This window comes from Candidatus Thiodiazotropha sp. CDECU1 (assembly GCF_963455295.1).
In the GTDB taxonomy this organism is placed as follows: domain Bacteria; phylum Pseudomonadota; class Gammaproteobacteria; order Chromatiales; family Chromatiaceae; genus Thiodiazotropha.
Window position 1 is genome coordinate 2,216,634 of record NZ_OY734020.1, and the last position, 13,921, is coordinate 2,230,554.

Below are 13,921 nucleotides of genomic sequence, written 5' to 3' on the forward strand. Positions count from 1 at the left end.
TTACAAGCCTGCATCGCGTAGCTGTTTAAGGATTTTAATATCTTCATTACCTAATCCAAGCATTTTTTGGTGTCGAATCATAAAATCTTTTACATGTGTTTCAGCGCTTCCCATTCCTCTAGGACCAAGCCGATCTATTATTCCTAACTTAGCTTGAGTACCATGCAAGAATTCTTCTAGAACCGCTGCCTTACCTGGGTTTTCACGAAGTAAAATATGAGTATATGCTTCACCACCTACATTCGCTTCAGCACCAATCCATTCAAGATAAGCCGCTTCTTCAGAACCAGGTTTTGCAAATACAACATCTCTACGACGACTAACGTTCTCAATTAGCTCCGGAGATGCCTTCTCGATGCTCATCCCAAGGTTTGAGCTATTCATTGAGCTCAGTGCACTGTTGTTTGGAGCAAGCTTACTAAACTTGTTGAGCGTACCAAAAACGGCCATGTCGCCCAGGCCACTCATCTGCATCAAAGGATTTTCAGAATAGGCCATCCCAAGCGAAAAATAATCTCTGTTGGCCCTGGCAATCCGAGCATTTTCACTTGACTGTGCGATCTGTGCCTTTAGCGAATCACCCATCGCCTCCCAACTTAAACCTGGCTCAATCGGGTACGCTTCATAATCATCAATGCCACCCGCATATTCCACATTATCCAGATTTTGAAGTCTTTCCGAGGGACCAAATATGGCAGCGCCCGCATTCCAAAGCCCGGTAGCGGTAGCCTTAACCAAGCCCCATCCAACGCCACCGATCGTCAATGCGTAGTCGCCTACGCCAATGCGCGGCCCTATCTCGACCCCAGCAGCACTTACTCCTAAAGGATCGTCATCAACTGAAACAGCTCCCGCAACATTTGTCATGGGTTCCCCCATGTCAATTCCCTGCTGAGGTAGAAAGCCGTAATCCACCTGTAAACCAGAACCAGTATTGCTGGGGGTTACTACAATACCCTCAAGAGAAGTTACACCGCCTGTATTACTGCCATCAGCTCCAGGCGTGACAGGTCCAAACAACACATCCTGTAACTCAGCATCCGACGCCTCACCCACCGGAAAACCCGCTGGTAGTATTGTTGGGTCATCAACTTCAAGGGCTGCAAAATCCGCCGGCGTTGTTTGGAACGCAGCCCCCAACTCCTGGCGCATCTCATCCGAAAAGGTCATCCCATCCGGTCCACCAAGAACACTACCCCAGCCGGTGTCCACTTGCAAATTCGGATCAAACACATCCGCTGTAGTATGCCCATCACGCCAGTCCAACTCATCCGGCAGATCCACCTGCCAAACATCATCTCCCTGTTGTACCTCAGCCACAGTCTGCGTTTTACCCTGCAGTAATTGATGCCTTTCCCTAGCCCTCTGACTCAACGCCTGCTGCCGCTGATAAGGACTATCATGGCTATTGAATACAGCATTAATCGCCGCTTGCCCCAGCTGGGAACGATAGCTGTCCAGCGTATTCAACTCACCCGCCACACCGGCAGCAATCGAACCCAACTGACTGCCGAAGAACTCCGCCGCCTGATCAGACCCGAATCGCTGACCCACAGCCAGTGATAACCCACCCGAGATCAGAGCATCCCGGGCGATCGTCGACCATTGGAGGGCGCCCGTCTGATCGGCATAGTGCCCGACGCCACCTTGCCCAGCTATCGCCGTTGCCGCCACATTGGTCCAATCCAGGGTGTTGACATCCTTGCCTCGCGCGAACTTCTCCACCACGCTCAGTCCGGCGCCGAGCACCCTGCGGTTTTTGTTGATGTCGCTCAGGGTACTTGCCCACTGGCTCCCTGGGTCCACCTTGGTTCCCACCATCGCCAGCGCCACGCCGCTCCAGTTGGTGATCTTACCGTCGTTCTGGATGTACTGCCGGCCCACCTCAATGGCACCACGCGACAGGACGGCTCCAACCGTATTTCCAGCACCGGCTACTGCGCTCAAGCCGGCGATTTCATTGCCAATCGCAAAGTTCTTCCCCATCTCGCGGGCGGCTTTCCAGTCAAACTCCTCCTGCAAGTCCGCTGCAATGGCTAAACCCTGGGTCACGGCGGAAGTCGCTACGCCGACGCCATAAACGGCAGCTGTCGCTGCAGCGCCGGCAAGTAGTGTGGAACCTACAGCTTCAACCACATAACCAGCGACTTTACCGGCGACTTGCGGTGCAAGGACTACTGCGACATAGATAATGATCGCCGCAATGACGATCTGCACCAACCGCTGAAAAAAGCTCCGTTTCTTCTGCTTAACCCGAACCTCGGGACTGCTCGAGCCGATAATCTCCGACTCGCTATAAACCTTGAAACTATCCTTCTCATTGGCACTGTTGGCCACAACATTCGGAATACTCAGCGTGGTCCCCGCCTGCAGCTCCTCGGTCCCGTCCAACCCATTGGCCTCGGCAATCAGATACCAGAAGGCGGAACTGCCATAGTAGGCCGCCGAGATGCTCTGCAGCGACTCGCCCGCCCGCACCACATGTTGGCTCACCACTCCGCTGGGCAGGCCCTCGTCGCCGCCGACCACCTGGTAGGCGTAATCGGTGATCAGTTGTTGATCGCCGGAGACCACGTCGGTGGTGTCGATGTAGTTGTGGAGCGATACCAGAGTCAGGTCGGTGTTGAGCGGACTGCCGAGGACCGTCTCGATCTGGCCCTGTACATAGGCAACGACATTTGCCTGGGCGTTGGTGCCGAGGGTGCTGAAGCCGGCGTAGACCCGGCTTGCCAGGTTGCGCGCGGTCTGCGCGGTGTCGATGGCACCACCGGCAGTGGTGACGATATCCGCCGGCAGGACATCCACCCAGTTGCCGAGGATTTCGCCTGTCGCCTGGTCGGTGGTCTGATTGCTCGCCACCTGCAGGGTCAGGCGTTTCAGCTCGACGGTCTCGGTGGCCGAGGCCTCGCCCACCTGGTTGCCGTTGGCGTAGACATAGCCTGTCAGCCCAAGCTCTCCGGACTCTTTACCCCAACCGAAGACTGCATTGCGGGTCTGTTCGGCGAGAGTGGTGTGGTAGAACCCGCTCGCGTCTTCTTCGTAAGCCTGATCCGGATCGGTGTAGTAGCCGCGCAGGAACTCGGTGTTGTAGGCATCGGTGGGCAGCTCTGTGCGGGAGATGATGTGGCCCTGGTTGTCATAGACAAAGCTTGCGGCACTGTTGCGTGTAGCCCCCTTCTTACGCCCCCGGTCCACATAGGTCAGCTGGCCATTCTCGTCATAGGTGAAGTAGGCGTCGCCGTAGAGGTACTTGGCCCCTTCCACGTAGGAGTTGGTGATGTGCTTGCGCTGCACGTTGTAGCGTACGTCGTAATAGGCCATCTCGTCGAAGCCGTAGTCGTCGGCGCGCACCTGGGTGTTGACCAGATTACCCGCACCGTCGTATTCCATGTAGGTGGTGGAATCGGACCAGTCGCCATCATCGTCGCGACTGTGGCTGAAGCTTTCGATGACGCGGTTCTCGCCGTCGTATTCGCTGGTGGTGTACTCGCCCCCGACCTTGTTGTGTTGGGTTGTGTTGCCGACGTCGTCGTAGACCCAACTCTCGCCTTCGCTGGTGTTTGTGACCCGGCTGTTGAGATCATAGGTATAGGTGACGCTACCCGCGGCACTGCTGATGCGGGTGCGGTTGCCGAAGCCGTCGTACTCGATGGCGTTGATCACCACCTCGTTGCGCCCGTCGTAGGCATTGGTCATGCGGTTGTTGGCGTCGTAGCTGTAGAGATGGTCGTTGCTCTGCACCCGGTTGCCCAGCTCATCGTAGTGATAGAAGGCATGGAAGGCCTGGTTCAGATTGACGCCGGCGTCGGTGTAGTTGATCTGGGTGTTTACACTGCTGAGCCAGCCCCGCTGGTTGTAGCCGAAACTCTGGTTGCGCACCTCGGTGCCATTGATGTTGAGTACCTCGTGGATGCGCTGGCCGCTGGCGTTGTAGCTGTAGTCGCTGATCTTGCCTGTGGTGACATCCTGGATGCGCCGCAGACGGTCGGCGTCGTCGTAGGTGAAGTAGATCTCCTTGTCGTAGTTGTCGGTGACCGCCACCTGACTGCCCTGCCAGTTGAGGGTGTATTCCTCGTCGTGGACGCTGTTGCCCTGGCGATGGGCGGTGTCGCCGCCACTAACAGTCATGCCGTGGACCTGGCCGAAGCGGCCCAGGTCATAACGGGTGGTGCGGCCGGCGCCGTCGACCTCCAGCAGCTTGTAGCCCAGGGCGTTGTAGGCGGTGGTCCAGCGCTGGCCTGCGCGGTCGATGCGGCCGATGACCCGGTTCTCGCCGTCGTAGCTGAAGTGCTCGGTGTTGCCCCTGGCGTCGGTCTCTGAGATGCGATTGCCCGAGGCGTCGTAGGCTATATGGGTCTCCTTGAGAAGCGGATCGGTGATGCGGATCAGTTCGTCGTAGTGGTTGTAGTAGAGAGAGACAAGACGTGTACGGCCATCGTTTCCGTTGCTGTCGAGTTCAACCTGGGTTTTATGTTCGACACGGTAGAAGCTGTCGTAGGTATAGTCGGTACGCAGGGTTCCGGCCAGATCCCACTGGCTTATGAGGCGGTTGTGGGTATCGTAGTAGTAGCGTTCCGTGTGGCCGCGCTGGTTGGTCTGGGTGGTGCGGTTGCCACCGCCGTCGTAGGTGAATCGCTGGGTGACCACCCGGGTATGGTCAACGCCGTCACTGTCGTAGAAGGTATAGGGCCCGAAGTTGACCAGGGTGAGCTGGTTCATGGCGTCATAGACGTAGCGGGTGCGCTGCTCCTCACCGCTGACCCCCTTGGATGTGATCTCCTGCACTTGGTTGCCGTGGGCATCGTATTGCCACTCGCTGGTGAGCACGCCGTAGCTGTCGGAGTGCTGGTTCTCCTGCAGCAGGTTGCCCGCGGCGTCGTAGCGGCGGGTGATCTCGCGGATGGTATCCACCCCGTTGGCGCTGTCGTGGGCCGCCACCGCGGCCTGGTAGTTGGTCTCCAGCTGGGCCAGGGTGGGATTGACCAGGTTCTGGATGGCGTCGATGAACTCGCCGGTGGCCGGGTCGCGGTACTTGAACTGCACCTCCCGGGTGACGTTGCCCTGGGCGTCGTAGAAGTAGCGGGTCCAGATGCCGCCGTTCTCATTGGAGAAGAGCTTGCGGCCCATCTCGTCGTAGTGGCTGTGGAGGTATTCGCTGGGTACGTAGCTGCCGTTGGTGGTGACCGTGCTGTTGTCGGCCACGATGGCATCCCGGTTGAGGCTGGTGAGGATGCGGTTGCCTGTCAGGCTGACCTGCTCGGCCTGGGTCAGGGTGATCGGGCTGACGATCAGATCGGCGATGATGTCGTGCAGCACCAGGGTGTCCGCACCGACGACGGTGGTTTTCTGGATGCTCAGGGTGTAGTCGCCTGGGGCAAGCTGGGTGACGTCGAAGGTGGCATCGTCGAAGGGATAGCTGGTGGTCTGGTTGCTGCTGTTGGTGACCGACAGGCTGAAGCTGTCGTTGGCCCCCAGGGGCAGCAGCTCGGTAAAGCTCAGCAGGTTCTCGTCCTGAGTGTAGTTGAGCGGACCCTGGACCGTCAGGTTGGCGCTGATGTCGTTGAGCACCGTGGTGGTGGCGGTGGCGCTATCGTAGTGTTGCTTGTGGATGCGCAGGGTGTAGTTGCCTGGTGCCAGCACGGAGGTATCGATCTGCTGGTCGGTGAAGGCCAGGTTGGTTGACTGGCCGCTGCCGTTGGTGGCGGTGACGCTGAGGCTCTCGCCCGCGCTCAGGGGTAGCAGCCCCGGACTGCTGAGACTGACAATGGTGCCGTCGACGCTGAAATTGATGTTGAGGCCGGTGTTTTCACTGTCGGCCGCGTTGCTGACCAGAGGCAGATCGAGCAGGTTCTGCAGCTGCCCGGGCTCCCGCAGGGAGAAGGTGCCGCTGCTGGTGCGCGCCAGCTCGCCCTCGATGGTCAGGTCGGCCTCGAACTCGTAATCCCCCTCGCTGACCCCCAGCATATCGACGCTCAAGCCGTTGATGGCTGAATTCGGGATGATCTGCCAGGCAGTATCGCCCACCAGGCGATAGCGAAAATCAAGGCTGGCCCCCTCGGTATCGAGATCGGGGAAGCTCAGGGCCAGGCGCTGGTAACGCACATCCAGATTGTGCAGGGTGGCGAAGCTGAGCGGATCGGTGTAGACCATCTCACCGTCGGGAGTGATGTAGAAGAGCTGCAGGGTACGTGGGCCGTTGGTGAGATTCTCCAGGGTGATGGTGAAGCGCCCCGATGCGTCCAGGGTGGCCTCCTGCTGCAGGCGGTCGCCGCCGTCGCCGTTGCTGTCGATCAGGTCCACATAGACCTGGTGGCGGGTGCCGGTGGCGGACTGATAGCTCTGCACCCGTTCCGGCGGCAGATTCCACTCCACCGTCATGTCGTAGGCCCCGGCGGTGTCCCCCTCCTCGGTGGTGATCTGACCGTCGAAGATCAGCAGATCCTGCTCTTGCTGGATAGTCACCGGACGGGTTTCGACAAAGTTCCCCGCACTGTCTACCCACTGCAGTTGGAAAAGGGTGTCGGCGGGGGCGCTCGAGAAGTTGACCGAGACTTGATAGTCGTCGCCGCCCTGGCTGACCGGGGTGTGGTACTGGACAAAGGCCAGCTCACCCGGATAGTTGCCTTCGACGCCGACCAGCAGTTGCAGGCCCGTGACCGTCGCCGGCAGGCTGAAGCGGATGTCGGCGCTGTTGCCGGCAACGGATTCAGTCAGGTTCTCCACCATGACATTGTCCACACGGTCGGCAGTGGTGAACTGCTGGATCTCGGTGGTCATGCTGTAGCCGAAGGTATCCTGGGCGACGATGTAGTATTCGTAGGCGGTACTCGGCTCGAGCCCGTCGATCTCGAGGCTGTGAGCGGTGGTGAGCTGGGTCGGATCGGTGAAGGGCTGCCACTGAGTGGTGCCCTGGCGGCGCATATAGGCAGTGCCGCTGCTTGCGCGGTTGGTGCTCCATCGCAACAGGGCGCCCGAGGAGGTGGGGGTCGCCCGGAAGCTATTGCTGTTGAAACTCGGCATATCAAAGCCGCCGACCTCGCGGTTGGTCACGTTGCCCAGGCCGTCGTAACTGGTGGTGGTGACGGCCCCGGAGGGCGAGACGGTGCGGGTCATGCGGTTGAGCCCGTCGTAATCCACGGACGATGTAAAGCCCCGGGGATCGATCACCGTTACGGTGTTGCCGTTGGCGTCGTAGCCGAAACTGCTGACGCGATCGTCGGTGGCGTCGTTGGGATCGCCCAATCGGCTTTCGCTGAGCATCCGGCCCAGGCGGTCGTATTGAAATTCGATCACCTGGTCCTCAACCTGGGCATCGGGAGCGGCACTGCTCGACGGATCGCTTACCTCTTGGAAGTAACGATGGGTAAGGACACGGTCACCGGCAAAGTTGTAACCGTACTCGGTATAGATACCCATGCCGTCGATGGCGGCGATCTGGCGATTGGCCTGGTCGTAGCGGTAGTGGATGGTCTCGCCGTCGACCTTCACCTCGCGAATCAGGTTGCCGAAGGCGTCGTAGTCCATCTCACCCACCGGCCGCCGGGTCTGGGCAGCATCGACGGTGCCGTCGGCCTGCACGTTGACCTGGGCATAGGCCGGAAAGTGGACCCGGGTGTTGCGGTTGGCGAGATCGTACTCATAGGTGGTGGTGCGATCCCCGACCACCTGCTCATGCAGGTTGCCTACGGCGTCGTAGCGATTGTCCGTGGTGTAGGCCTGGCGGATCTCGGCGCTCTCTTCGGCGCTGAGTTCGGCCACCAGCTTGCCCGCTCCGCCGGCATCCTCATAGCCGAGGTCGCGGCGCAGTTCCCGGGTGTAGGCGTCGTCCTGGGTCAACAGCTCATCGGCCCGGGCATCGATCTGTTGGGTGAGGCGGCCGCTGATGTCGTAGCTGTAGTGGATGCCCGCCGCCTGGCTTTCGCCCTCCGGATGCATCAGTGTCTCGTGCAGCAGGTTGCCAAAGGCATCGAAGCTGCGATCGACAATCAGGCGCACGTTCTGGCTCTCCACCCCGTCGCGGTAGAGATCAGTGACAGGATAGCGGGTCAGGACCCGGTTGTTGCCGTCGTCATAGCGATGCTCGATCACCCGGCTCGGCCCGGCCGGGGTGTAAGCGGCCAGATCCAGCATTGCCTTTTCGGCGTCGCTGAGGGGCTGCCGGTCGATGTAGTTGGTCTCCTCGGTCATATTGCCGAAGGGATCGTATTGGTAGACTGCCATGAAGCCTTCGGCGTCTATCCTGGCGATCATCTGCCCCCGGCTGTCGTAGTAGTTGTAGCCGGCGTTGCCGTTGGCATCGATCTCCTGCACGACGTTGCCGACGCCGTCGTAGGCCCGGGTCTGCTCCGGTTGCGCCGTGGTGCCGTTGGCCAAGGTCACCTCGTCGTAGCGTACGCCCACCTCCCGGTTGGCCCGGTCGTAGAGATAGGTGACAGTGCGGTCATTGCCGGCATCGACTGTTACAGTGGGAGGTATCAGGGCGTCGAGACCGGTGGTGCTTACGCCATTGGCGTATTGAATGGTCTCGATACGGTTGCCCACGCCATCGTAGCGCTGCTCCTGGACATGGCCCAGGGGATCCACCGCCATCACCGCCTGCCCGGCCGCGTCGTAGTAGGTGCGTGTGGTCAGCCCGTCCAGGACGGCCTGCTGCTGTGCCGGTGTGAGCGCCGCAGCGGCCACTACAGTACCGTTGGTTTCCACCAGGCCAAGTTCCCGGCGCAGATTCTGCGCCCAGGCCTCGTCCGAGGTCAGGGCGGCAAAGGCGTTGGGGCCGGTCTCGGCGATGATGTTGCCCAGGGCGTCGACCTGGTAACGGGTCTCGAGGCTGAGCCCTGCCGGATCCACGATCTGGCCCACGAGCCGGTTGTTGAGATCGTAGCTGTATTCGGTGACCTGGGTTTCGCTGACCGGGGTCGGCGCGCCCTGGGCGTCCGGATTCAAGCTGTCTTCCCAGCTGTTGTCCACCTCCTGGCGGGTCAGGTTGTAGACCCCATCGTAGAAGTAGCGGGTGACCATGCCGTTGGGCGCGGTCTCCTGCTCTTTCAGATTGGCCAGGTTGTAGCTGTAACGGGTTATCCTGGCCGGGGCATCGAAGAGCTCGGTGGCGTTCTGGATATCCTCGAGCACATTGCCCAGGGCGTCATAGACCCGTTGGTTGACCACGCCCCGCGGATCGGTGCGGCTGAGCAGCCGATTGTTGGCGTCGTATGTGTAGATGGTGGCCTGGTCCGCGCTGTGGACAGCAGGCAGCTGTCCGAGGTTGAGCGCGGCGCCGCTGTTGGCATAACGGGTCTCGGTCTGGAGATTGCCGTTGGCGTCGTACTGGCGCCGGACGATATTTCCCTCCCCGTCGCGCTCCCAGATCAGGCGCTCGGCACGGTCGTAGACCAGCTCGCCCCGGTTGCCGTTGGCATCGGTGATGGCGACCTGATTGCCCCGCTCGTCGTATTCGAACGCGGTGCGCAGGGCCAGATCGTCGGGATCGACCACCTCCGCGGTGAGGCGGTTGGCCAGGTCGTACTCGAAGCGGGTCACACGGCTGTCTGCCGTGACCTCGTCGCTGGGTTGCCCCTGGGCATCGAGGGCCAATCCACGAGTTACCTGGATGACATTGCCGAAGTCGTCATAGTCATAGCGGGTGACCCGGTCGACGGGATCGATTTCATATTGCAGCCGCCCGCCCGCATCATAGACATAGCGGGTAGTGGCGTTGATAAATCCATCGCCCACACCGTAGTCGACAGTCTTGCTCTCCTGGTCTCCCGCACCGGAATAGGCGTAGTGCACCACCGTACCCGCCGGTTGGATTTCGTCCACCAGTTGGTCGGCCAGGTTGTAGACATATTCACTGACCCGCGCCGGGGTGCCGGCGATTGGGGTCATGTTGGCTTCGTCGATAGCCAGACCGGCCGCAAGCTCGGCATAGGCGTCGCTCTGGCGCACCCGGTTGCCCCGCAGGTCGTACTCATAGCGGGTGACGACGCCCAGGGCGTCCACCTGATAGGTCTGCCTGTCGAGCTGGTCATAGGCGAAGCGGGTGGTTGCCGGCATGGCGACCGCCGCCTTGTCGGGATCGGCGCCGAGATATTGCCCTGTGGTAATGGAGAGCTGGTTGCCGAAGACATCATAGGTGAAGTCGGTGTTGAAGCCCTCCGTGTCGGTGACCCGGGTCACCCGGTCCATGACATCGTAGTCGGATGTGATGACTTGGCCCAGGGGATCGGTCTCACTGATCAGGTTATCGAAATTGTCATAAGCGTAGTGCGTGGTCACGGCCAGGCCGCCTGGATCGACGATCCGGTCGGTCATGCGGTTGCCCAGATCGTAGCGGTATTCGGTGACCACGGCGTCGGCCGTGCCGGCGGCACGGGTCTCGAAGCGCAGGTTGTCCGCGCCGTTGTAGACCCGCTCCACGCGCTCTCCCTCGCCGTTGCTCTCGCTGAGCATGCGGTCGCGGGCATCGTAAGTCATGCCAGTCTGCTGCACCAGCTGGTCGGCCCGATTGGTGACGCTGCGGGTCAGGATGTTGCCGAAGGCATCGTAGGCATAGTCGACGGTGATGCCGTTGGCATCGATCTCGGCGATCAATTGATTGCGCCGGTCGTAACGGTAGTGGGTGGTGCGGGCGTCGGCGCTGCCGTAGCCCTCGGTTTCGCTGATCATGTTGCCGAAGGCATCGTAGTCGATGTGGCGGGAAACCGCCTCGGGTGTGCCGGCGGCGATGGTTTGGTCGGTGAGTCTGCCTACATGATCGTAATCGCTGGTGATGATACGTTCATCACTGCTACCGGCGGCCTCGGTGGTTTGGCGCACCTGACCGAAGGCATCGAGGCTATAGCGGGTGATCGAGCGATCAGCATGGCGTTCACTCGTCAGGCGACCGATAGTGTCGTAGCTGAAGCGAAGCTCGCGCATCGCCCCCCGGCCGTCACTGCCGTCACGGCCGTATCCCTGGTGCGTAGAGGTGAGGCGGCCCAGGGCGTCGTAGGTGTTGCGGTTTTCAACACCTTCCGGGGTGATCTCCCGCCACAACAGGCCAAGCGGGTTGTAGTGGTATGTCCAGGTACGCACCACCGGAGTCCCCTCGGCCTCGACTTTGCTTCTGACCTCGCCAAAAGCGTTATAGTCGTAGCGGGTCGCGATACCGAGGGGATCGGTTTCGCGAGTCATGCGGTTGAACTGGTCAAAATCGTATTGGGTAACCTGCTGCAGGGCAGGATCGGTGAAGTTGTCACGCTCGAGATAACGGGTCTCGCTGATCCGGTTGCCCACCGCATCGTAGGCAAAGTCGACGGCATAGCCTTCAGCGTCGGTCGTCCTGACCCGGCGGTCGGCAGTATCGTAGACGTATTGGGTCGTGCGGTCATCGGCCGATGCGCTGACGGCCTGCTCAGCAGTAGTGAGCGCCGGATCCCAGTTCACCGGGGTGGCGTAGGCCTGGGAGTCGGTCAGATTGCCCGCCTGATCGTATGTCTGCTCAACCACCCGGCCTTCACTGTCGATGGAGCGCACCAGCCGGTTGTTGGCATCGTAGGCGTTGTGACTGATCCGGGCGTTGGCGCCAAAATCGTAGTGGCGGGCAATCGCCGAGGCGTCCAGGGCGCGGTCATAGAGCGCCACATCGTCGAGCACGGCGGCTTGGTAGCGGGTGCCCTGGTTGGCGCTGTTGACTTCGGCGCCGAACAGAAGATCGGCGCCAGCGCTGCCGCCGGCATAGATGATGTTGGCGGCGGAGGCCAGGGTCTGACTGGCGGCCAGCTCGCCGTCGAGGTAGAGCTTCAGCTCACTGCCGTCGAAGGAGGCGGCTACATGGTAGGTCCTGTCCACTTCGAGTGTGGTGGCATTGAGGGTCTGCAGCCCCTGGCTGGTGTGCACCCGGAATTGGAGTTCCCCCACGGTGTCGAATCCGAGGGACCAGCCGCCGGCGTTCTCCATGCTGATCAAGGAGGTCCAGACGCCGTTGACCGGTGCCTCGGGCAACCGCACCCAGCTCTCCAGGGTCAGCCGGTTACTCTGCAACCCGGCGCCCGAGACCCGAGCGGAGAGACCTTCGCGGAAGTGCATGGCCCCGTCGCCATAGGTCAAGGCCGCTGCTGTGTAACCGGTCAGTACCTCGCTCTGGCCGCTGGGACTGCCCGAGACATCCATAGAATAAGACCCGTCGTGACCATTACCGCTCAGGTCGCTCAGGACGGCGCCGGTTTTCTCGTCCAGGCCCCACATGGCCATCGGGTTGTCGTAATCCACATAGGAGTTGATCTCCTGCTGCAGGCCAGTGACAGTGAACTGTTCCGGCGTCAACGCTAACGCCCGCACATCCATATCGGCCAGCAGTGTAGCACTTAACAAATTGCCCCGGTTGTCGAACGTCTGCCGGGTGACTCGCCCCTCCGCATCGATCAGGAACCGTGCCCGGTTGTTGGCGTCGTACAGGCGCCAGCTCACCCGGTTGGCCGGGTCGGCCGAGTTCAGCGCGGCGCTAAGCGCACCTTGGGTGGTCGTCAAATCGTAGTCGACCGTGGCGTTGTATTCGATCTGTTGTATCCGGTTGCCCCGGCCGTCGTAGGTGTATTCCTCAACAACACCTTCGCTGTTCGAACGATAGCGTTCTCGGCCCGCAGCGTCATAGAAGGTCCGGCTGCGCTGGGTATTGAACCAGCTGGCGCCGTTATAGCCTAGGTTCTGCAAGGCGGCAGCCAGGGCCGTTTCGGTCTTGGCCGTAGATGGGTCGATGCGCCGATCGTAAGCGATCTCTTCGATGGGGTTGCCCTGGGCGTCGAAACGGTATTCCACCACTCCACCGGCATCATCGATAAGGTAGCGCTCTCGGCCAACCCGGTCATGGACCGACCAGGTATGGCGATCCTCTGCCACGACGGTGCGTGCCAAGATTAGCTGATCTTCTCTGACCTGATCACCCAAGCCGGTTGTATCGATACGGCTATTCTCCGCGTAGCTGATCGTTTCGATAACCCGCCCCGCTGCATCGTAACGCTGTTCGGTGACATCGCCATAGGCGTTGACGGTATAACGCAACTGTCCCAGGTCGTCATAGATGTAGCGGGTGCTGTGACCGTTGGCATCGATGCTGCGAATGACTTCACCGAAAGCGTTGTAACGCTGTTCTTCTGTGATGGCCAGACCGTTGGGGTCTACGATCGTCTGGGTGAGTTGTCCCAGGGTGTTGTAGCGGTATTCGGTCTCACGGAAGACCGTATTGGTTTGTAGTAGATCACGAAGTGCGGATTCAGAGGTGGCTTGAGAGAGTTCCACCGTTTGTTCATAGATGCGGGTCCGGACGATCTCACCCAGGACGTTGTACTCTGTTTCAGTGACTATCCCTTCGCCGTCGATCTCCAGGTGCACCCTATCCAGGGCGTCGAGGAAGCTACGTTGACGGCTCAATCCCTCAGTGGCGTACTCAAACCAAGTGTGTGAGCCGTAGCCTTCGGCCTCCAGTGCGGCAAGGATGCCTGCCAGGTCCATAACAGCGTCGCGGGCGATGGGCCGTTCATAAGCAAGGGTGTCGTAAACAGTATGATCGATTACCGCAGCCGTGGGACCGCCGTCCGCATCCAGTTGCCCCCGACGACGCAGTTCCGCGACGTATCCCAATGCGTCGACTTCGTAAACCAGTTCACCGGCGGCGTCATAGGCGTACCAATGGTGGCTATCCAGAACCGGATCGGTTTGCAGGGCGGCGGCCAGGGTATCTTCAGACACTGTGAGTGCCCAAGCGCCGGTATCGACCGCTTGTTCATATCGGATCGTCTCGATCAGCTGGCCCGCGGCGTCATAGCGCCGTTCGCCAACGCCACCTTCCGCATCGACGGTATAGCGCTGACGGCCGGCATTGTCATAGATATATCGGGTATGGTGACCAAGACGGTCCGTATGGCTGGTGCGGTTGCCCGCCGCA

The 13,921-nt window shown here is 60.5% G+C and carries 1 protein-coding gene (running past one end of the window); it reads right to left on the minus strand.

Going from position 1 to position 13,921, the window contains the following annotated elements:
* Positions 1 to 13,921, minus strand: partial view of a calcium-binding protein gene (locus tag R2K28_RS10105; protein WP_316369665.1) — the 3' portion only. The gene runs 13,631 nt beyond the window's last position; only the last 13,921 of its 27,552 coding nucleotides appear in the window; the start codon falls outside the window, past its right edge; its stop codon occupies positions 1 to 3.